General features: G+C 72.7%; 13 protein-coding genes. 7 read left to right on the plus strand and 6 right to left on the minus strand.

Annotated features, from left to right (window positions below; all coding sequences use genetic code 11):
- Positions 1–32: 32 nt before the first annotated feature.
- The 4 genes from AB0M03_RS13910 to AB0M03_RS13925 all read right to left on the minus strand — a co-directional run bounded on the left by AB0M03_RS13910 (position 33) and on the right by AB0M03_RS13925 (position 4,749).
- Entirely contained in the window at positions 33–581 is a 549-nt protein-coding gene (locus AB0M03_RS13910) for an ATP-binding protein (protein WP_363491620.1), read from the minus strand.
- A 93-nt stretch (positions 582–674) separates the two neighbouring features.
- Entirely contained in the window at positions 675–1,880 is a 1,206-nt protein-coding gene (locus AB0M03_RS13915; RefSeq protein ID WP_363491621.1) for an Ig-like domain-containing protein, read from the minus strand.
- A 178-nt stretch (positions 1,881–2,058) separates the two neighbouring features.
- Positions 2,059–3,348 carry an Ig-like domain-containing protein gene (locus tag AB0M03_RS13920; RefSeq protein WP_363491622.1) on the minus strand — a complete coding sequence of 430 codons (1,290 nt, stop codon included), beginning with the start codon at positions 3,346–3,348 and terminating at the stop codon, positions 2,059–2,061.
- 180 nt (positions 3,349–3,528) lie between these two features.
- Complete coding sequence (locus AB0M03_RS13925; protein WP_363491623.1) at positions 3,529–4,749, minus strand: Ig-like domain-containing protein; 1,221 nt, start codon at positions 4,747–4,749, stop codon at positions 3,529–3,531.
- 209 nt (positions 4,750–4,958) lie between these two features.
- Here AB0M03_RS13925 and glgX point away from each other — a divergent pair, with 209 nt between their 5' ends.
- Positions 4,959–7,229 (plus strand): glycogen debranching protein GlgX, encoded by a 2,271-nt coding sequence (gene glgX, locus AB0M03_RS13930; RefSeq protein WP_363491624.1) that lies wholly within the window; start codon positions 4,959–4,961, stop codon positions 7,227–7,229.
- Here glgX and AB0M03_RS13935 read toward each other — a convergent pair.
- Positions 7,210–8,625 (minus strand): family 2B encapsulin nanocompartment shell protein, encoded by a 1,416-nt coding sequence (locus AB0M03_RS13935; RefSeq protein WP_363491626.1) that lies wholly within the window; start codon positions 8,623–8,625, stop codon positions 7,210–7,212. The genes glgX and AB0M03_RS13935 overlap by 20 nt on opposite strands.
- Positions 8,626–8,880: 255 nt before the next feature.
- On the opposite strand from AB0M03_RS13935, the gene AB0M03_RS13940 reads away from it, so the two are divergent.
- From AB0M03_RS13940 to AB0M03_RS13955, 4 genes are all read left to right on the plus strand, one after another.
- On the plus strand, positions 8,881–10,680 hold the full coding sequence (locus AB0M03_RS13940; RefSeq protein WP_363491627.1) for an ABC transporter ATP-binding protein: 1,800 nt from the start codon (positions 8,881–8,883) through the stop codon (positions 10,678–10,680).
- Positions 10,677–12,509, plus strand: a complete 1,833-nt coding sequence (locus AB0M03_RS13945) for an ABC transporter ATP-binding protein (protein ID WP_363491628.1) — start codon at positions 10,677–10,679, stop codon at positions 12,507–12,509. Before AB0M03_RS13940 ends, AB0M03_RS13945 begins: the two co-directional genes overlap by 4 nt.
- A gap of 195 nt (positions 12,510–12,704) precedes the next feature.
- Positions 12,705–13,712, plus strand: coding sequence for an NADP-dependent oxidoreductase (locus tag AB0M03_RS13950; RefSeq protein WP_363491629.1), 1,008 nt, complete (start codon positions 12,705–12,707; stop codon positions 13,710–13,712).
- A gap of 56 nt (positions 13,713–13,768) precedes the next feature.
- The gene (locus AB0M03_RS13955) at positions 13,769–14,878 is read left to right on the plus strand and encodes a lactate 2-monooxygenase (protein WP_363491639.1); all 1,110 of its coding nucleotides are present in this window, start codon (positions 13,769–13,771) and stop codon (positions 14,876–14,878) included.
- 73 nt (positions 14,879–14,951) lie between these two features.
- On the opposite strand, the gene glgP is transcribed toward AB0M03_RS13955, so the two are convergent.
- A complete protein-coding gene (gene glgP, locus AB0M03_RS13960; protein ID WP_363491630.1) occupies positions 14,952–17,648 on the minus strand; it encodes an alpha-glucan family phosphorylase in 2,697 nt (898 codons plus the stop codon).
- A gap of 984 nt (positions 17,649–18,632) precedes the next feature.
- On the opposite strand from glgP, the gene AB0M03_RS13965 reads away from it, so the two are divergent.
- Both AB0M03_RS13965 and treS read left to right on the plus strand, forming a co-directional pair.
- A complete protein-coding gene (locus AB0M03_RS13965; RefSeq protein ID WP_363491640.1) occupies positions 18,633–20,588 on the plus strand; it encodes an alpha-1,4-glucan--maltose-1-phosphate maltosyltransferase in 1,956 nt (651 codons plus the stop codon).
- Positions 20,585–22,288: a maltose alpha-D-glucosyltransferase gene (gene treS, locus AB0M03_RS13970; RefSeq protein ID WP_363491631.1), complete on the plus strand. Its 1,704-nt coding sequence runs from the start codon at positions 20,585–20,587 to the stop codon at positions 22,286–22,288. The genes AB0M03_RS13965 and treS overlap by 4 nt, the downstream gene beginning before the upstream one ends.
- Positions 22,289–22,351 lie beyond the last annotated feature (63 nt).

Consider the following 22,351-nt stretch of genomic DNA (forward strand, 5'->3'; position numbering starts at 1 on the left):
GGGCGGCGCGGACCGGGCGGCGCACCCGCCGGTCAGACGGCTCTCTCGCGGACCCTCAGCTCGCACCAGACGGCCTTGCCGCGGGGCATCAGGTCGGCACCCCAGCGGTCCGACACCGCGTCCACCAGGACCAGGCCGTTGCCGTTCTCGGCGCCGCCGCGCTCGGCCGCCACGATCATGCAGGGCAGCGCCCGCGAGGAGTCGCGGACCTCGATCCGCACCCAGCCCGGCCGGCGCGCCATCCTCAGGCCCACCGTGCGCCCCCCGGCGTGCCGGACGGCGTTGGCGACGAGCTCGGCGACCAGCAGCTCGCCCGCGTCCTGCTGCTGCGGCAGCTCCCAGCAGCGCAGCACGGCGATCACCAGGCGGCGGGCGATCCGGGCCGACTCCGGCCGGGAGGGCAGCCGCACCTCCTCCTCGACCGCCGGGTCGCGGAGCAGCTCGAAGGCGGCCTGCTCCAGCTCCCGCGCGGTGAGCCGCTCCAGGGCCGCCAGCGCGAGGGCGGGGCCGGCCGACGAATCGTCACCGGCCGTGCCGAGCACCCGATTCGACGCCTGGTCCGCCTCACGCCATCCCGCCATGGCCCACATCATTGCGGAACGCATGCGGGTGCGTACGGACAATGAGCAAACGATCACGGCGGGCTGACATATGACAGCGGCACGCCTGAGGGCCTACCAGGCAGTCCAGGGCACGTTCCAGCCGCTCAGCCCGTTCTCGCCGGAGACCTGCTCGCCCTTGGAATTCACCACGGTGACGACATCACCGATCATTGACGCGTTGTAGAAACGGCCGGCGTCGGTGCCGTCGCTGCCGTAGCGGGTGTCGGCGATGCCGATGCAGCCGTGGCTGGCGTTGGCCCGGCCCATCGAACCGATCGCCCAGGAGTTGCCGTGCACGTAGGTGCCGGAGTCGGTGAGGCGCAGGGCGTGCGGCACGTCGTCGAGGTCGTACTCGTCGCCGGCCCGGATCCCGCTGACGCCGTTCGAGGACATCCGGGTCTTGCGGGCCATCTCCTCGACGACCATCGTGCCGTTCCAGCTGTCGAAACCGGCCTTGCCCGCGGTGAACTTCACGGTGTCCACGGTCTGCCCGTTCTCCACCACGGTCATCCGGTGGGTGGCCACGTCGGCGGTGCTGACCCGGGAGCGGCCGACGGTGAAGTGGTCGTCGCCCTGGAGGTCGCCGTACACGCCCGGGGCGACCTCGGCGCTCTTCAGCCGGTAGTGGACGGTGACCTTGGTCTGCGGCGTCCAGAACTTCTCCGGGCGGAAGTCGACCCGGGTCTTGCCGAACCAGTGCGGCTTGACCACCGTGCCGTCGGAGGTCTCGAAGACCACCGCCTTCTCGATCTCGGCGCGGTTCTCCACCGGCTTCCTGAAGCGCAGTGAGACGATCATGCCGACGCCGTAGGTGGCGTTGTCGTCGATGTTGACGTCGGCACCGATCTTCTTGCTCGGGGTGAGCGTGGTGAAGGCGCTCTCGGCGGTCGTCTCCAGGCCGTCGGCATCGGTGGCCCGGGCCACGACCCTGTACTGCTCGCCGACGGCGAGGGCGGCGGAGGGCGTCCAGCCGAGGCCGTCCGCGGAGGCGGCGCCGGGGACCTCCTTGCCGTCCCTGCCGGTGACCTTGACGGCGGTGAGCTTCCCGCCGGTGGCGGTGACCTTGAGGGCGCCGGACGGCTTGACGTCGGTCGCGCCGTTCTTCGGCTCGATGGCGACCACGGCGGCCGGAACGGTGGGCCTGGGCCTGGCCGCCGTGGTGCCGGCCTTGGACGCGGTGGTGTCCTTCCCCTCGCCGGACGGGCCGCAGGCCGCGGCCGCGAGCACCAGTGCTCCCCCGAGCACACCCGCCGTCAGCCCTCTGCGCACCGACCCCATGGCAACTCCCCCCGTGTCCGGTCGCGCACTCCCTCGCGCGATCCCCACCTGTTGAACGCTCCGGGAGGCACCGCGGGTTGCAGCCCGGCGTGCGACGATCCGGTCACGAAGCAGCAACGGCCCGGCCGCTCGACGGGGAGCGGCCGGGCCGTTGCAGGTGTCCGGGAGGAGGGGCGGCCTACCAGTTGCTCCAGGGGAGCGTCCAGCCGCTGAGGCCGTTGTCCGCGCCGACGGTGCGGCCCGTGGAGTTGACGATCTTCACCACGTCGCCGATCAGCGAGCTGTTGAAGAAGGTGCCGGCGGAGGAGGACTCGCTGCCGCCCTTGACGTCCTTCAGGCCGACGCAGCCGTGGCTGGCGTTGGACTTGCCGAAGGCGTTGCCCCAGTAGTTGCCGTGGATGTAGGTGCCCGTGGTGGTGAGGCGCATGGCGTGCGGCACGTCCGGCACGTCGTACTCGTCGCCCTTGACGTTGGCCACGGTCGCCGAGTTCATCCGGGTGACCTTCTCCTTGCTGGAGATGACCATCGTGCCGTTCCAGGACGGGTTCTGGGAGTTGCCCGCGGTGATCGGGATCGTCTTGGAGGAGCCGTTGCCGCTCGCCACCACCATGGTGTGCTTGGCGGCGTCCACCGTGCTGACCTGGTAGCGGCCGATGGTGAACGGCTCGTCGCGGTCCACGTCGCCGTAGACGCCGGGCGAGACCTCGACGTTCTTCAGCCGGTACTTGACGGTCACCTTGGTGCCGGGCTTCCAGTACTCGGCCGGGCGGAAGTCCAGGCGCTGGCTGCCGAACCAGTGGCCCTTCACCGTGGTGCCGTTGCTGGTCTCGAAGGTGATGCCCTTGACGACGGCGTCCTTGTTCTTGACCGGCTTGTTGAAGGACACCGAGACGATCATGCCGACGCCGTAGGTGGCGTTGTCGGCGATGTTGTCGTTGGTGCTGACCTTCTTCGCCGGCGTCAGCGTGGTGAACGCGGAGGAGATCGCGGCGGGCAGGCCGGCGTCGTCCTTGGCCTGCGCGTTGACCGTGTAGGCCATGCCGACCGCGAGCGGCGCGTCCGGCTTCCAGCTGAGGCCGTCGGCGGCGATGGTGCCGGCGACCGCCTTGTCGTTCTTGTCCTTCACCTCGACGGAGGTGAGCTTGCCGCTCGCCACCGTCACGGTCAGACCGCCCGGCTGGACGTCGGTGGCACCGTCCTTGGCGCTCACGCTGAGCACCGCGGCGGAGGTCTTGGGGGCGGCCTGGGTGGTGGAGCCGCCGGCCGAGGCGTCCGCGTTCGCACTGGCGCCGGAGCCGCCGGAGCCCTTGGAGCCGCCCGATCCGCCGTCACCGTTGCAGGCGGCGGTGAACAGCAGCACGCCGCCCATGGCCAGCGCGACCGCCGCGGTGCGGGCGGTGCGGCGGGTGCGGTCCGATCCGGCCGCACCTCTGACTATCGCGGCCTCGGCCGCCTGAACCGCCTTCACGGTTGCTCCCCTCCCGGTGTTCACGCTGCATACACGCGCCGCCGCCCGGGTCGGTTTCACCGGGGCGCGGACTTCCTTCCGCGCACACCCCCTCCGGACGGACCGGCGGGCGCGGCACGCCAGGATAACTGGCCCGAATGAGTGAATCTTCGGCAGGTTCGGTGAATCCCTGCGCGGGCCTCAGGGGGTACCCGAAGGACCGAGGGCGCTGCCGTTCAGCCAGGCGTGCCAGGGCATGTTCCAGCCGTTGAGGCCGTTGGAGGGCGGGACGGTCGCACCGGTGTCGCCGTGCACCTCGACGACGTCGCCGACCAGCGAGTGCTCGAAGAACCAGCCGGCCGGGGACTCGGGGTCGCCGCCCCGGCGGTCGGCCAGGGCGATGCAGCCGTGGCTGGTGTCGGCCGTCCCGAACACGGCCTCGTCGGCCCAGTAGTTGCCGTGCAGGAAGGTGCCGGAGTCGGTGAGCCGCATCGCGTGCGGCACGTCCTTGATGTCGTACTCGTCGCCGAGGCCGACCGTCCGGGAGTTCATCCGGGTCTCGGCGAACTTCTCCGAGATCACCATGGTCCCCCGGTAGGTGGGGTGCTGCGGGCCTCCGGCGGTGATCTTCAGGGTGCGCACCGGGACGCCGTCCTCGCGGACCGTCAGGGTGCGGGCGGCGATGTCGACGGTGGAGACCCGGGCCCGGCCCACGGTGAAGTCCGCGTCCTTGGTCTGGGTGCCGTACTCGCCGGGCGCGACCTCGACGTCCTTCAGCCGCAGCGAGACGGTGACCCGGGTGCCCGGCTCCCAGTAGTGCTGCGGCCGCACGTCCAGCCGCCGGTTGCCGAACCAGTGCGCGGCCAGCGGCACCGGCGGGTCGGCGGTCACCGCCACCGCCCGCTCCACCGCGGCGCGGTCGGCGATCGGCCGGGTGAAGCGCAGCGAGACCGGCATCCCCACCCCCACCGTGACGCCGTCCTCCGGGGTGAGGAAGGCGGCCACGCTGTGCGCCGGACCGGCCGTCGCGAAGGTCGAGTGGTGGTCGGCCCGCAGCCCGTCGGCGTCCTGCGCGACCGCGTCCACGGTGTACGGGGTGGCCGGGGAGAGCGGCTCCTCCGGGGTCCAGCGGCTGCCGTCGGGCGCCGTCCGCCCTGGCACGGCGACCCCGCGGTCGTCCGCCAGACGGACCGACAGCAGCTTCCCCTCGGCCACGGTGACGGCCACCTCGGCGTCGGAGTGCACGTCCTGGGTGCCGTCGGCCGGCACCGCGGCGATCGCCGCCCGGGAGGTCCGCGGCCCGCCGCGGCCGGCGTCCGGCGACGCGCCGTCACCACCGGGCGGCGCACCGGTGCATCCGGCGAGCAGGACGAGCCCCGCCGCGGCCGCCCGCAGCACCCAGCGCCGTGCCATGGCGGGCATGCCGTTCCCCCGTTCTCCGCCGTCCGGGCGCGGACCGCCCGGTACCTGGTGCAACCATGCCGCGGAGCACCGGACACTCGTCCGCGCCACCCCGTGGACGTCCTCCCGTTCACCCAGCGTCACAACACGATCGGCCACGTGACACCTGCACGGGATCAGGGAACAACTGGAGGGCGGGTACGGGACCCCCGCGCAGGGAGGGTGCGGCGATGACGGCGTGGCAGGAGCTGGGACGGAGCACGCGCCCCGGGAGCGGCCGCCATCCGGCGGCCGGGCGCCCCACCGCCCCGCAGCCGGCGCCCCCCGACCCGTGGCCGGGCAGCTGGCAGCCGCTCGGCGCCCGCTTCCGCACCGCCCCGGACGGCGGCTGCGGCACCAACTTCGCACTGTGGGCGCCCGGCGCCGAGGCCGTCGAGCTGTGCCTCTTCGACGAGGACGGCACCGAGACCAGGCACCGGCTGACCGAGCAGACCTTCCAGACCTGGCACGGCTACCTGCCCGGCGTGCTGCCCGGCACCCGCTACGGCTACCGGGTGCACGGCCGCTGGGACCCTTGGACGGGCGCCCGCTGGAACCCGGCCAAGCTGCTGCTCGACCCGTACGCCCGGGCGATCGACGGCCAATACACCAGCCACGACGCCACCTGCACCGCGGTCCGCGGCTGGCCCGAGCCGGACGTCGCCGACACGGTGCGCGACAACCGGGACTCGGCGCCGTACGTGCCCAAGGCGGTCGTCGTCCACGACGACGACGACTGGTACGACGACCAGCGGCCGAAGACCCCGTGGGCCGAGACGGTGCTGTACGAGATGCACGTGCGCGGCTTCACCATGCGCCACCCGGACGTGCCGCCGGACCTCCGCGGCACCTACGCGGGCCTGGCGCACCCCGCCGCGATCGCCCACCTCACCCGGCTGGGCGTCACCGCGGTGGAGCTGCTGCCCGTCCACCACCACGTCAGCGAGGACCACCTGCAGTCCCGCGGCCTGACCAACTACTGGGGCTACAACACGCTCGGCTACTTCGCCCCGCACGCCGGCTACTCCGCCTCCGGCAGCCGCGGCGGGCAGGTCGGCGAGTTCAAGCGGATGGTGCGGGCGCTGCACGCGGCCGGCATCGAGGTGATCCTCGACGTGGTCTACAACCACACCGCCGAGGCCGGCGTGATGGGCCCGGCGCTGTCGCTGCGCGGCATCGACAACGGCGGCTACTACCGGCTGGACCGCAGCCGGCGCGGCTACGCCGACTACACCGGATGCGGCAACACCCTGGACACCCGGCAGCCGCACGTGGTCCGGCTGATCACCGACTCGCTGCGGTACTGGGTGGGCGAGATGGGCGTCGACGGGTTCCGCTTCGACCTGGCCGCGGCGCTCGCCCGCGGCAGCGACGGGGTGGAGATGCACCACCCCTTCCTCGCCGCCGTCTCCCAGGACCCGGTGCTCAGCCGGGTCAAACTGATCGCCGAGCCGTGGGACGTCGGCCCGGGCGGCTACCAGGTCGGCGGCTTCCCGCCGCTGTGGGCCGAGTGGAACGACAAGTACCGGGACACCGTGCGCGACTTCTGGCGCGGTGCCAGACCGGACGTCCGGGAGCTCGGCTACCGCCTCTCCGGCTCCTCCGACCTCTACCAGCGCGGCGGCCGCCGCCCCTACGCCTCGGTCAACTTCGTCACCGCGCACGACGGCTTCACCCTGCGCGACCTGGTCTCCTACAACCGCAAGCACAACGAGGCCAACGGCGAGCACAACCGGGACGGCACCGACGACAACCGGTCCTGGAACCACGGCACCGAGGGCGAGACGGACGATGCGGCCGTGCGCGGGCTGCGCCACCGCCAGCTGCGCAACCTGCTCGCCACCCTGCTGCTGTCCAGCGGCGTGCCGATGCTCACCGCGGGCGACGAGTTCGGCCGCACCCAGCACGGCAACAACAACGCCTACTGCCAGGACAACGAGACCGGCTGGATGGACTGGTCGCTGCTGGACGACCCCGCCTGGGCCTCCCTCACCGACCTGGTGTCCACCCTGGTGCGGCTGCGCCGCTCCCACCCGGTGCTGCGCCAGCGGGCGTTCTTCTCCGGGCGGGAGACGGTGCCGGGCGGGCAGCGCGACCTCGCCTGGTTCACCCCGCGCGGCGAGCAGATGACCGAGGCCGACTGGTTCGCGCCGACCGCGGTGCTCGGCATGCTGCTCTCCGGCAGCGCGATGTCCGAGCGCGACCAGCAGGGCCGGGCGGTGACGGACGACAGCTTCCTGCTGCTGGTCAACGCCGGTGCCGAGCCGGTCGTCTTCCGGCTGCCCGGTGCGCCGTGGGCGGACCGCTACGAGACGGTGGTCGACACCGCGGCCCCGGCGGACGGGGCCGGGCCGGCCCGCCACAGCGCGCCGGGCAGCGTCGTACTGGGCGGGCGCTCGCTGCAGCTGCTGCGCGCGCCCGCCCCGGACCGCGGTGGGACGTTCAGCCGAGCGGACGGTTGACCTCGACGTTCTCGAGGATTCCGAGCGCGTCCGGGACGAGCACCGCCGCCGAGTAGTAGGTGCTGACGAGGTAGTTGATGACGGCCTTCTCGTCGATGCCCATGAAGCGCACGTTGAGGCCGGGCTCGTACTCGTCGGGCAGGCCGGTCTGGTTGAGGCCGATGACGCCCTGCTCGGCCTCGCCGGCGCGCATGGCGATGATCGAGGTGGTGTGGCCGTCGGTGACCGGGATCTTGCCGCAGGGCAGCAGCGGCACCCCGCGCCAGGCGGGCAGGTGGTGGCCGCCGACCTCGATCGTGCCGAAGTACAGGCCGCGCCTGTTGCACTCGCGGCCGAAGGCGGCGATGGCCCGCGGGTGCGCGAAGAGGTGGGTGGTCTGGCGCCGCATGCTGAGCAGCTCGTCCAGGTCGTCCGGGGTGGGCGGGCCGGAGTGGGTCTGGATGCGCTGGTCGTAGTCCGCGTTGTTGAGCAGGCCGAACTCCGGGTTGTTGACCAGCTCGTGCTCCTGACGCTCGCGCAGCGCCTCGATGGTCAGCCGCAGCTGCTGCTCGGTCTGGTTCATCGGCTTGTTGTAGAGGTCGGCGACCCGGGTGTGGACCCGCAGGACGGTCTGCGCCACGGACAGCTCGTACTCGCGGGGCGCGACCTCGTAGTCGACGAAGGTGGCCGGCAGGGCGTGCTCGCCGACGTGGCCGGCGGACATCTCGATCGCGGCCTCGCCGTGGCTGTTCTGCGGCCGGTGGCCGTTGCCCGACAGCCCCCGGACGTGGTCGTCCAGCTGCCGGTACTCGGCGGCGACCAGCTGGTACGCCTGGTGAGGCAGCGCCAGCACGGTGACCGCGGTGGCCGCCTTCGCGGTGAACTCCCAGTCGCCGTCCGGCCCGGCGAGCACGTGGCCGCCGAAGGAGGCGCCGTCGGCGAGCACGCCGACCACCGTCTCGTCGCCGTACTTGCCGGCGCCGATCTGCTCGACCCGGCCGTGCGCGATCAGGAAGACGTGGTCGGCCGGGCGGCCGCGCTCGACGATGACCTGGCCGGGCTCGAACTCCTGCTGGACGAACCGGCCGGCCAGCGCCCCCAGCGCCGTCGGGTCCTCGAAGCCGCGCAGCAGCGGCAGCTCGCCGAGCTCGGCCGGGACGACCTGCACCCGGGAACCGGTCTTCACGAACGTCAGCCGGCCGTCGCCGACGGCGTAGCTCAGCCGCCGGTTCACCCGGTAGGTGCCGCCGGACACCTGGACCCACGGCAGCGACTTCAGCAGCCAGCGGGAGCTGATCTCCTGCATCTGGGGCTGGGACTTGGTGGTGGTGGCGAGGTTCCGCGCCGCCGCCGTGCTCAGGCTGAGCTGGATCTGCTCCTGGGCACCGGCCGGCTGGGGCTCCGTCTCGACCGTCATCGGGCACCTCTCGTGTCGTGGGGGGCCGCCATGGCAGGTCGGCGACCACTCTCCGCATGCAGATGAAATCGGAGGGCGACACCCGGACGGCCGAGGCGCGCGCGGCGCGCGCAGGCGCCGGATGCACTCGAATGGCCGCGCGCCCCTGCCGTACCTCCCGCGCCGCGGACGCCCGCGGCGGCGTCGGCCGAATGTCGCCGTCAGGGGCAAAAAAGCAGATGAGAAATGACGGAGCAGCGCCTACCCTCGGGCCCGATGTCCACGAACCAAGCCCCCGACGGCCACCGCCGGTCCACGGTGCGATCCCTGCTGCGCCTGTGGCCCTACGCCCGGATCGCCCGCTGGCGGATCGCCGGCTCCGTCGCCGCCGCCCTGACCGCCTCGGCCAGCGTGCTCGCGGTGCCGGTGGTGCTCCGCCTGATCGTCGACGGCCCGATCGCCGACCACGACATGGCGGCCCTGTGGCCGCTCGCCGGGCTGCTCCTGCTGCTCGGCCTCGCCGAGGCCGGGCTGTTCGGCGTGCGCCGGGTGATCGTGGCCCGGCCGCTGGCCCGGGTCGAGGCGGCGATGCGCGGCGACCTCTATAGCAAGCTGCAGCGGCTCCCGGTCTCCTTCCACGACCGCTGGCCCTCCGGCCAGCTGCTGTCCCGGGCGACCTCCGACATGTTCACCATGCGGCTGTTCCTGGCCTTCCCGCTGGTCTTCCTGATCGTCAACACGACGGTCTTCCTGATCGGCACCGGCCTGATGGTCACCCTGGACTGGCGGCTCGCCCTGATCGCGCTGATCCCGATGGGCCCGCTGGCCTGGCTCACCCACCACTTCGAGGGCCGCTACTCCGGCGCCGCCCGCCGCGCGCAGGACCAGAACGGCGACCTCGCCACGGTGGTCGAGGAGTCGGTGCTCGGCATCCGCATCCTCAAGGCCTTCGGCCGGCACCGCACCATGGCCGACCGCTTCGCCGAGCAGTCCCGCTCGCTGCGCCGCACCGAGCTCGGCAAGGCCGGGATGCTGGCCAACCTGTGGGCGGTCATCGTCGGCCTGCCCGAGCTCGCGCTCGGCGCGGCACTGGCGCTCGGCGCCGTCCGGGTCGCCCACGACGAGATGTCGGCCGGCACCCTGGTCGCCTTCCTGTCCACCGCGCTCGCCCTGCGCTGGCCGGTCGAGTCGCTGGGCTGGCTGGTCGCGTACGCCAACGAGGCCGCCACCGCCACCGACCGCTTCTACGAGGTGATGGACGAGCCCGAGCCGACCGACACCGCCTCCGCCGGCGACACCGCGGCTGCGGACGGCGACCTCGGCATCCGGCTCACCGGGGTGCGCTACCGCTACCCCGACGCCCCCGCCGACAGCCCCGACCTGCTCGACGGCGTCGACCTGCACATCCGGCCCGGCGAGACGATGGCCCTGGTCGGCGCCACCGGCAGCGGCAAGACCACCCTCACCGCCCTGCTCCCCCGGCTGTACGAGGCCACCGGCGGCACCATCACCCTGGACGGCCGGGACATCCGCGACATCCCCCGGGCCAGGCTGCGCGAACTGGTCGCCGTCGCCTTCGAGGAACCCACCCTGTTCTCCGCCTCGGTGAGCGAGAACGTACTGATGGGCGCCCCGCACGCCGGCCCCGAGCAGCTCGCCTCCGCACTCGCCACCGCGCAGGCCCACTTCGTCGACAAGCTGCCCGCCGGCGCCGCCACCCAGGTCGGCGAGCAGGGCCTCAGCCTCTCCGGCGGCCAGCGCCAGCGCCTCGCCCTGGCCCGCGCGGTCGTCGGCGACCCGCGCTTCCTGGTGCTGGACGACCCGCTCTCCGCCCTGGACGTGCACACCGAGGCACTGGTCGAGCAGGCGCTGCGCCGGGTGCTGGAGGGCACCACCGCGCTGGTGGTGGCGCACCGGCCCAGCACCGTGCTGCTCGCCGACCGGGTCGCGGTGCTCGACGGCGGCCGGATCGCCGCCGTCGGCACCCACCACGAACTGCTGCAGAGCTCCGCCGTCTACCGCGAGCTGATGACGGGCGAGGCCGCCCCCGCACCGGAAGGGATCAGCGCCCGATGAGCACCACCGCCGTCGAACCGGCCGAGGAACTGGCCGAGGAGCTGCCGCACCCGGCCGAGGACGAGGACATCCCCGTCCCGCCGGGCGCCGCCCGGCGGCTGCTCGGCGAGCTGCTCGGCCCGCACCGCGGCCGGATCGCGCTGGCGATGCTGGTGATCCTCGTCCAGCAGGCGGCGCTGCAGTCCGGACCGCTGCTGGTCGCCTTCGCCATGGACCGCGGCATCCCGGCACTGCGCGAGCACGACAGCGGCCCGCTGATCGCCGTGATCGCCGCCTACCTGGGCTGCGCGGCGCTCAGCACGGTCCTGCAGCGCGCCTTCATCCGCTTCAGCGCCCGGATCAACCAGGACGTGCTGCTGGAGCTGCGCGGGCGGATCTTCCGGCACGCCCAGCGGCTCAGCCTGGACTTCCACGAGCGCTACACCTCCGGCCGGATCATCTCGCGCGCCACCAGCGACGTGGACGCGCTGCGCGAGCTGCTCGCCGAGGGCCTGCAGGAGCTGCTGTCGGTCGTCCTGTCGGTGTTCTACATCTCGCTGGTGCTGATGGTCATGGACTGGCGGCTCGGCCTGCTGTCGCTGCTGTCCTTCCTGCCGATGTACCTGAGCATCCGCTCGTTCCGGCGCCGCTCGCTGAAGGTCTACCGGCGCTCCCGCACGGCGGTGGCGGCGGTGATCGTCCGCTTCACCGAGACCATGAACGGCATCCGCCCGGTGCAGGCCTTCCGCCGCGAGCGCGCCAACGACGAGGCCTTCAAGGCGGTCAACCAGCAGTACGCCGCGGCCACCGCGGACGGCCTGCTGGAGATGGCCCGGTACGTGGCGGTCTCCCGCACGATCGCCAACGTGTGGATCACCGGCGTGGTGGTGGCCGGCGCCCTGCTGGTCTCCGACGGCTCGCTGGAGCTCGGCGTGCTGACCGCCTTCGTGCTCTACCTGCGGCGGCTGTACGACCCGATCGACCAGCTGGCGATGTTCCTCAACAGCTACCAGTCGGCGGCCGCCGCCCTGGAGAAGATCGCCGGCCTGCTGGCGCACGAGCCCTCCGTGGCGGAGCCCGCCGAGCCGAAGCCGCTGCCGGAGCACACCGTGAAGGGCCGCACCGTCTCCTTCGACGGCGTCCGCTTCGCCTACCGCACCGGGAAGGAAGTCCTGCCGGCCTTCGACCTGGTGCTGCCCGCCGGTCGGACGACCGCCGTGGTCGGCGCCACCGGCGCGGGCAAGTCCACCCTGGCCAAGCTGCTCGCCCGCTTCTACGACCCCACCGACGGGCGGGTCGCCCTGGACGGCGTCGACCTGCGCGACCTGGCCGGCGACGAGCTGCGGCGCAACGTCGTGATGGTGACCCAGGAGTCGTTCCTGTTCTCCGGGACGGTCGCCGAGAACATCGCCATCGGCCGCCCCGGCGCGACCCGCGCCGAGGTGGAGCAGGCGGCGCGGGACATCGGCGCGTACGAGTTCGTCGCGGCCCTGCCGGACGGCTTCGACACCGACGTGCGCAAGCGCGGCGGCCGGATCTCGGCCGGCCAGCGGCAGCTGGTGGCCTTCGCCCGGGCCCTGCTGGCCGACCCGGCGGTGCTGATCCTGGACGAGGCGACCAGCTCGCTGGACGTGCCCGGCGAGCAGGCGGTGCAGCGGGCCATGCGGACGGTGCTGGCGGGCCGCACCGCCGTGGTGATCGCCCACCGGCTCTCCACGGTCGAGATCGCCGACCGGGTACTGGTGATGGACCAGGGCCGGATCGTCGAGGACGGCACCCCCGCCGACCTGATCGGCGGCCGCGGCCGCTTCGCCGACCTCCACCGCGCCTGGCGCGACAGCCTGGTCTGACGGACCCGCAGGGCAGTTGTCAGGGGCGCGGGGAACTGCGCAACCGGGATGCGGTCGCTCGTCCGAACGGGGGTCACCGCTGGGGGCGCTGGCCCAGTCGCGCGTCTAGCCATGTGACTAAGCGCTTGCTTAGAATCCGGTCGAGAGCCCGGAGCCGCGCCGCTGCGGCACGGCCGCCAGCGACAGGAGCCCGCCATGACCGCCGCCAACCGCCAGATCCGCCTCGCCGCCCGGCCGCAGGGCGAGGTGAAGCCCGGCGACTGGGAGCACGCCGACGCGCCGCTCGCCGAGCCCGGCGACGGCGAGTTCGCCGGTCGCACCCGTTTCATCTCGCTGGACCCGGCCATGCGCGGCTGGCTGGACGACCGCCCCTCCTACCTGCCCCCCGTCGGCCTCGGCGAGGTCATGCGGGCCGGCTCAGTCGTCGAGGTGACCGCCTCCAACCACCCGCGCTACCAGGTCGGCGACTTCGTCGTCGGCACCTTCGGCGTCCAGGAGCACGTGGTCTCCGACGGCCGCGGCTCCCTGCGGGTCGACCCGTCCGCCGCGCCGCTCTCCACCTACCTCGGCGCCCTCGGCATGCCCGGCATGACCGCCTACTTCGGCCTGCTGGAGGTCGGTGCGCTGAAGGAGGGCGAGACGGTCGTGGTCTCCGGCGCCGCCGGTGCCGTCGGCAGCATCGTCGGCCAGATCGCCAAGGTGAAGGGCTGCCGGGTGATCGGCATCGCCGGCGGCGCCGACAAGTGCGCCCTGCTCACCGACGAGCTCGGCTTCGACGCGGCGATCGACTACCGCTCCGAGGACGTCCGCAAGGCGCTGCGCGAGCACGCCCCGGACGGCATCGACGTCTACTTCGACAACGTCGGCGGCCCGATCCTGGACGCCGCGCTGACCCGCCTCGCCATGCACGCCCGGGTGGTGGTCTGCGGCGCGATCAGCCAGTACAACGCCGAGTCCAAGGTCGAGGGCCCGTCCAACTACCTGTCGCTGCTGGTGCGCCGCGCCCGCATGGAGGGTTTCGTGGTCTTCGACTACGCAGCCCGCTACAAGGAGGCCGCCGCCGAGATGGCCGGCTGGATCGCCGAGGGCCGCCTGAAGGTGAAGGAGCACATCGTGCGCGGCACCGTCGACGACTTCCCCGGCACGCTGCAGATGCTCTTCCGCGGCGAGAACGTCGGCAAGCTCGTCCTGGAGCTGGTGTGACCGGCCCCGCCCCGCGGGACTGGGCCGCGTTCCAGTACGAGATCTACCTCAACGGCATGACCGGGGCCGTCCCCCGGCTGCCCACCGACCTGACCCGGCTGGAGCAGCTCGCCGAGCACCGGCTCGGCCCCGGCCCGTACGGGTACGTGGCGGGCAGTGCCGGCAGCGGCGCCACCGAGCGGGCCAACCGGGCCGCCCTGGACGCGCACCGGATCGTGCCGCGGATGCTGCGCGACGTCAGCGCGCGCGACCTGCGCACCGAGCTGCTCGGCCGCACCCTGCCGGCGCCGCTGGCGCTCGCCCCGGTCGGCGTGCTGTCGATCGTCCACCCGGACGCCGAGCCCGCCGCCGCCCGGGCCGCCGCCGAGGAGGGCGTGCCGTTCGTGCTGTCCTCCGCCTCCAGCACCCCGATGGAGGAGGTGGCGGCGGCGATGGGCGACGCCGAGCGCTGGTTCCAGCTGTACTGGTCCAAGGACCGCGAGGTCACCCGGTCCTTCCTGGAGCGGGCGAGGGCGGCGGGCTTCACCGCGCTGTTCGTCACCCTGGACACGCCGCTGCTCGCCTGGCGCCCGCGCGACCTCGACCAGGCGTACCTGCCGTTCCTGCACGGCGTCGGCACCGCCAACTACTTCACCGACCCGGCGTTCCTCGCCGGGCTGGCCAAACCCCCGCACGAGGACCCGAACGCGGCCGTCCTGCACTTCGTCTCGCTGTTCGCCGACCCGAGCCGGACGTGGCCCGACCTCGCCTTCCTGCGGGAGCACTGGGACGGCCCGATCGTGCTCAAGGGCGTCCTGCACCCGGACGACGCCCGGGCGGCCGCCGAGGCCGGCATGGACGGCGTGGTGGTCTCCAACCACGGCGGCCGTCAGGTGAACGGCGCGATCGGCGCCGCCGAGGCGCTGCCCGCGGTGGCCGCCGCGGTCGGCGACCGGCTGGCCGTGCTGTTCGACAGCGGCATCCGGACGGGCGACGACGTCCTCAAGGCGCTCGCCCTCGGCGCCGACGCGGTGCTGCTCGGCCGTCCGTACGCCTACGGACTCGGTCTGGACGGGCAGGCCGGGGTCTCCCACGTGATCCGCTCGCTGCTCGCCGAGTTCGAGCTGACACTGGCGCTCTCCGGCCGGCGCACGCCCGCCGAACTGGATGCCTCCGTGCTGGCCTGACGGCGGCGCACGGGCAGGGCGGCCGAACGCCCGGGGTGCGGACACGTCCGCACCCCGGGCGCCCGTTGCGGCGTCAGCGCAGCACGCCGGCGTCCATCCCGGCCGACTCGGCCGGCAGGGCGACCAGCCCCGGCTCGGCCGGCGAGGCCAGCAGGTGGTGCGTCGGCAGCACCCGCACGGTGTAGCCGAACGGGCCGGTGCGGCCGAGCTGCAGCGAGCCCTCGTAGCGGTGGCGGCCCTCCAGGTCCGGGCCGCCGGCCGGCTTCAGGGCGAGCACGGCGGCGTCCGAGATCCGGTCGGACTCGTCCACCCGGCCCGAGACCACCTGCACCTCGACGTCGGCGGGCTCCAGCGCGCCGAGCGAGACCTGCACCCGCAGCTCCAGCGCCGAGCCGAGCTCCTGCGCCTCGCGGCAGCCCTCCGCCTCGACGTGCTCGACCCGGACGGCGGGCCAGGCCTCGCGGACCCGGGCCTTCCACTCGGCGAGCTCGCGGGCACCTGCGTGGCCGGTGCCGCCGACCGCGACGGCCAGCGTCCGCTGGGCGGTCGCCGCGGGGGCGTACAGCCGCTCGACGTAGTCGCGCACCATCCGCCCCGCCAGCACCTTGGGCCCGAGGGTCACCAGGGTGTGCCGGACCATGGAGATCCAGCGGTGCGGCAGGCCGTCCGCGCCCCGGTCGTAGAACCGGGCGGCGACCTGGTGCTCGATCAGGTCGTAGAGCGCGGCCGCCTCGATGTCGTCGCGCCGCTCGGCCTCCGGGCTGTCCGGGTCGAGGCGCTCGGGACCGGAGCCGTCGGCGGTGGGGATCGCCCAGCCGTTGCGGCCGTCGTACCACTCGTCCCACCAGCCGTCCAGGATGGACAGGTTGAGGCAGCCGTTGAGGGCGGCCTTCATCCCGGAGGTGCCGCAGGCCTCCAGCGGGCGGAGCGGGTTGTTCAGCCAGACGTCGCAGCCGGGGTAGAGGTGCTTGGCCATCGCCATGTCGTAGTCCGGCAGGAAGACGATCCGGTGGCGCACCCGCGGGTCGTCCGCGAAGGCGACCAGTTGCTGGATCAGCCGCTTGCCGCCGTCGTCGGCCGGGTGGGCCTTGCCGGCGACCACGATCTGCACCGGGCGCTCCGGGTCCAGCAGCAGGGCGCGCAGCCGGGCCTTGTCCCGCAGCATCAGCGTCAGCCGCTTGTACGAGGGGACGCGGCGGGCGAAGCCGATGGTCAGCACGTCCGGGTCGAGGACGCCGGACGTCCAGCCGAGCTCGGCGTCGCCGGCGCCGCGCTGGCACCAGGAGGTGCGCAGTCGGTGGCGGGCCTCCTCGACGAGCTGGGCGCGCAGGGTGCGGCGCACCTCCCAGATCTCGTCGTCGCCGATCTGCTCGATGCCCGTCCAGCGGCGGGCCTCGCCGGTGGTGATGGCCTCCTCGGCGCGCTCGGCGCCGATCTGGCCGGCGCCGAGCCGGACGACCGCCGGGTCGATCCAGGTCGGTGCGTGGACGCCGTTGGTGATCGAGGTGATCGGTACCTCGGCGGAGTCGAAGCCGGGCCAGAGGCCGTTGAACATCTCGCGGCTGACCGCGCCGTGCAGCGTGGAGACGCCGTTGGCGCGCTGGGCGAGCCGCAGGCCCATGGCGGCCATGTTGAACAGCTTCGGGTCGCCGCCCTGCCATGTCTCCGCGCCGAGCGCCAGCACCCGGTCGGCGGGGACGCCGGCCAGCGCCGCGTCGCCGCCGAAGTGACGGGCGACCAGCTCCCGGTCGAAGCGGTCGATGCCGGCCGGGACGGGCGTGTGGGTGGTGAAGACCGTGCCGGCCCGGACGGCCTCCAGCGCGGCGGAGAACTCCAGGTCGCGGCCGCCCTGCTCGACGGGGGCGACCAGCTCGCGGATGCGCTCCACGCCGAGGAAGCCGGCGTGCCCCTCGTTGGTGTGGAAGACCTCGGGGGCGCGGTGGCCGGTGAGCCGGCAGTAGGTGCGCACCGCGCGCACGCCGCCGATGCCGAGCAGCATCTCCTGCAGCAGCCGGTGTTCGCTGCCGCCGCCGTACAGCCGGTCCGTCACGTCCCGGTCGGCCGGGGCGTTGGACTCGATGTCGGAGTCGAGCAGCAGCAGCGGGACGCGGCCGACCTGTGCCTTCCAGATCCGTGCGCCCAGGGTGCGGCCGGCCGGCAGCGCGAGGTCGACCCGGCAGGGGCTGCCGTCCTCCTCGCGCAGCAGGCTGACGGCGAGTTCGTCCGGGTCGAGCAGCGGATAGCGCTCCTGCTGCCAGCCGTCCCGGTCGAGCGACTGCCGGAAGTACCCGTGCCGGTAGAAGAGCCCCACGCCGATGATCGGGACGCCCAGGTCGCTGGCGGCCTTGAGGTGGTCGCCGGCCAGGATGCCGAGCCCGCCGGAGTACTGCGGCAGCGCGGCCGCGATGCCGTACTCCGGCGAGAAGTAGGCGATCGCCTCCGGTAGCGGGCTGCTGCCGTCGCCGACCGGCGGCGCCGACTGGTACCAGCGCGGCCCGGCGAGGTAGTCCCTCAGGTCGTCGTGGAGGTCGCCGAGTCGGCGCAGGAAGCGGCGGTCGGCGGCGAGCGCGGCAAGCCGGGCGGCCGGCACCTCGCCGAGCAGCCGGACCGGGTCCTCCCCGACGGCCGCCCAGACCTCCGGATCGACGGAGCGGAAGAGCTCCCTCGTCTCGGGGTGCCAGGACCAGCGGAGGTTGAGCGCGAGCTCGTGCAGCGGCTGGAGTTGTTCGGGCAGGACGGTGCGGACGGTGAATCTGCGGATTGCCTTCACATCGTGAAGCCTAGAGCCTGATGGCCGCGTGAATGGCTGTCAGCTGACGCATTGCACACCCGTTCGGCCTATTGATGAGATCGCAATCGGCGCAGTGCTGCGAACGGGGGGCGCACGCGGCGCACGCGGCCGAAAAGGCGCGCCCCTGGCGCGTGAATATCCCGCAACGGCTGCGTTTCCACTGGCCGATATGCCCCTGCATACCGTCCGAAATCACGCGATTACCGGCCCGTAGGTCTTGCCGGTGGTGCGAGGATGCAGAAAGGTCGTTGGTGCGGCAGGGAGTGCGAGCCGGATGGCGCCCCCTGCTGTTCCATGTCCGGAACATGTCCTGCTGACGAGCCCTCACCCTCCATCGCCCATTCGGCCGCTGCCGTCGCCCACTGGCGTGTCCTCACACCTCACCCGGTCGTTTTTCGGGTGGGTCGGGTCGCTCCGGGGCGCGCCCCACAGGGCGCGCGCCGGGACGCACGCGCCTTGTGGCGGCGTGTCACGACGCCGGGCCGGCGGTCGGGTCGCCGGGTCCGCCCGCACGGGCACCGTTCCGAACGCACGGCCACCCCACCCCACAGTCCTCCCGGTACTCCCGTCGGCGTCACGGTCGCCGACGGGAGCCGCCGCCGATTCGGGCAGGAGTTTGGCATGCAGGGCGACACGCGGGACCAGTCCACCGCAACGACGGAGGGCCCCGAGACACCGCCGACCACGGAGCCGCCGCTGCCGGCCCCGCGAGCCGCCCGCAGCACCGCACAGGCCGCCCCCGCGGCCAAGCGGACCGCGGCGCGCAGGGCCGGCACCACCAAGGCCGCGGCCGGCAAGACCACCACCACCAGGAGCACTGCGGCCAAGAGCGCCGCGGCGGGGAGCAGCGCGGCCGGGGAGGCCGCCGGCGCGACGGCCGCGAAGAAGACCGCCGCCAAGAAGACCGCCGCACGCAAGACCACCACCCGCAAGAGCACCGCCCGCAAGACAGAGAGCGACACCGTGATCGGCCGCATCCCCGTCCTGGACGTCACCCCCCTCGTCGACTCCGGGCGGCGCCCGGCCAAGGCGGTGGAGGGCGAGAGCTTCCAGGTCACCGCCACCGTCTTCCGCGAGGGCCACGACGCGGTCAACGCCAACGTCGTGCTCCGCGACCCGCGCGGCCGCAGCGGCCCCTGGACGCCGATGCGCGAACTCGCCCCCGGCTCCGACCGCTGGGGCGCCCACGTCACCCCGACCTCGCCCGGCCGCTGGTCGTACCTGGTGGAGGCGTGGAGCGACCCGGTCGCCACCTGGCGGAAGACCGCCGCGGTGAAGCTCCCGGCCGGCATCGACACCGCGCTCGTCCTGGAGGAGGGCGCCCAGCTGCTGGAGCGGGCGGCCGGCGGGGTGCCCAAGAAGGACGGCCGGGCGCACGTGCTGGCCGCGGTGGACGCGCTGCGCGACCCGGGGCTGCCCCCGCTGAGCCGGTACGCGGCCGCGCTCGCCCCCGAGGTGCTCACCCTGCTCGAGCGTCACCCGCTGCGCGAACTGGTCAGCGCCAGCCGCCCGCTGCCGCTCCAGGTGGACCGCAAACGGGCGCTGTACGGCGCCTGGTACGAGTTCTTCCCGCGCTCGGAGGGCGCCGTCGTCGACCCGTCGGGCCTGCAGCCGCCGGTCTCCGGCACCCTGCGCACCGCCGCCGAGCGGCTGCCCGCGGTCGCGGCGATGGGCTTCGACGTGGTCTACCTGCCGCCCGTTCACCCGATCGGCCGCGCCTACCGCAAGGGCCCGGACAACTCCCTGACGGCCGGTCCGCACGACGTGGGCTCACCCTGGGCGATCGGCTCGCCGGAGGGCGGCCACGACGCCGTCCACCCGGACCTCGGCACCCTGGAGGACTTCGACCGCTTCGTCGCCGAGGCCGAGTCGCTGGGCCTGGAGATCGCGCTGGACTTCGCCCTGCAGTGCTCGCCGGACCACCCCTGGGTCAACAAGCACCCCGAGTGGTTCGGCCACCGCGCCGACGGCAGCATCGCGTACGCCGAGAATCCGCCGAAGAAGTACCAGGACATCTACCCGATCAACTTCGACCAGGACTTCGACGGCCTGGTCAAGGAGACCGTCCGCATCCTGCGCTTCTGGATGGGCCACGGGGTGCGGATCTTCCGGGTCGACAATCCGCACACCAAGCCCGTGGTGTTCTGGGAGAAGGTGCTCGGCGACATCGCCCGCACCGACCCGGACGTGATCTTCCTGGCCGAGGCGTTCACCCGCCCGGCAATGATGCACACCCTGGGGAAGATCGGATTCCACCAGTCGTACACCTATTTCACCTGGCGCACCACCAAGCACGAGCTCACCGAATACCTCACCGAGCTCACCGGCGACGCGGCCTCGTACATGCGGCCGAACTTCTTCGCCAACACCCCGGACATCCTGCACGAGTACCTCCAGCACGGCGGGCCGGCCGCGTTCGCCGTCCGCGCCGTGCTGGCGGCGACCCTCGCGCCGAGCTACGGCGTCTACGCGGGCTACGAGCACTACGAGAACGAGCCCGCGCACCCCGGGTCGGAGGAGTACGCGCACTCCGAGAAGTACGAGCTGCGCCCGCGCGACTGGAGCCGGCAGGACACCCTCGCCCCGCTCCTCACCGCCCTCAACCGGCTCCGCCGCCGGCACCCGGCCCTCCAGCAGCTGCGCGACCTGCGCTTCCACCCCACGGACAACGAGCAGGTCATCGCCTACTCCAAGCGGGCGACCGGCGAGGACGGCATCGAGGACCACGTGATCACCGTGGTGAACCTGGACCCGCACCACGTCCAGGAGGCCACCGTCACCCTCGACACGGAGCTGCCGCTGGCGGTGCACGACGAGCTCACCGGCGCCACCTACCACTGGGGCCGCCACAACTACGTCCGGCTCGACCCATCCGCCGAGCCGGCCCACCTCCTCACCGTCCGGAGGCACCCTCAGTGACAGTCAACGAGCCCGTTCCCGACACCTTCGCCGAGACGCCGGCCAGGGACCGCGACCCCGAGTGGTTCAAACGCGCGGTCTTCTACGAGGTCCTGGTCCGTTCCTTCCAGGACAGCAACGGCGACGGTGTGGGTGACCTCAAGGGGCTCACCTCGAAGCTCGACTACCTGCAGTGGCTGGGGGTGGACTGCCTCTGGCTGCCGCCCTTCTTCGCCTCACCGCTGCGGGACGGCGGGTACGACGTGGCCGACTACAAGTCGGTCCTCCCGGAGTTCGGCGACCTCGCCGACTTCGTGGAGTTCGTCGACGCCGCCCACGCCCGCGGCATGCGGGTGATCATCGACTTCGTGGTCAACCACACCAGCGACCAGCACCCGTGGTTCCAGGCGTCGCGCACCGACCCCGACGGGCCGTACGGCGACTTCTACATGTGGGCCGACGACGACAAGCAGTACCCGGACGCCCGCATCATCTTCGTCGACACCGAGACCTCCAACTGGACGTACGACCCGGTCCGGAAGCAGTACTTCTGGCACCGGTTCTTCTCCCACCAACCGGACCTCAACTACGACAACCCGCGGGTGCAGGAGGAGGTCGTCGCCGCCCTGCGGTTCTGGCTGGACCTCGGGATCGACGGCTTCCGGCTGGACGCGGTGCCGTACCTGTACGCCCGGGAGGGCACCAACTGCGAGAACCTCCCGGAGACCCACGAGTTCCTCAAGCGGCTCCGCAAGGAGATTGACGCCGACTACCCGGACACGGTGCTGCTGGCCGAGGCCAACCAGTGGCCCGAGGACGTCGTCGACTACTTCGGGGACTTCGCCTCGGGCGGCGACGAGTGCCACATGGCGTTCCACTTCCCGGTGATGCCGCGGATCTTCATGGCGGTCCGCCGGGAGTCGCGCTACCCGGTCTCGGAGATCCTCGCCAAGACGCCGGCGATCCCCTCCGGCTGCCAGTGGGGCATCTTCCTGCGCAACCACGACGAGCTGACCCTGGAGATGGTCACCGACGAGGAGCGCGACTACATGTACGCGGAGTACGCGAAGGACCCGCGGATGCGGGCCAACGTGGGCATCCGCCGGCGGCTCGCACCGCTGCTGGAGAACGACCGGAACCAGATCGAGCTCTTCACCGCCCTGCTGCTCTCGCTGCCCGGTTCGCCCGTGCTGTACTACGGCGACGAGATCGGCATGGGCGACAACATCTGGCTCGGCGACCGGGACGGCGTCCGCACCCCGATGCAGTGGACGCCGGACCGCAACGCGGGTTTCTCCTCCGCCGACCCGGGCAGGCTCAGTCTGCCGCCCATCATGGACCCGGTGTACGGCTATCAGGTGACCAACGTCGAAGCACAGCAAAGCAGTTCGAGTTCGCTGCTGCACTGGACGCGTCGCATGATCGAGATCCGCAAGCTCAACCCTGCGTTCGGCCTCGGCAGCTACACCGAGCTGCCCTCCAGCAACCCCGCGGTGCTGGCCTTCGTGCGCGAGTACGAGGGAGACCTGGTCATGTGCGTGAACAACTTCTCGCGGTTCGCGCAGCCGACCGAACTGGACCTGCGGCGGTACGGGGGGCGGTACCCGGTCGAGCTGATCGGCGGCGTGCGCTTCCCGTCCATCGGTGAGTGGCCCTATCTGCTCACCCTCGCCGGGCACGGCTTCTACTGGTTCCAGCTGAGGAAGCCCGGAATCAAGTAGCGGCGGCCGCCCGGCGCCCGAAGTAACGATCCACCAGGTCGCCAGGCGACAACCCTGCGGGGG

It is taken from the genome of Kitasatospora sp. NPDC051914 (assembly GCF_040680995.1).
Classification (GTDB): Bacteria; Actinomycetota; Actinomycetes; order Streptomycetales; family Streptomycetaceae; genus Kitasatospora.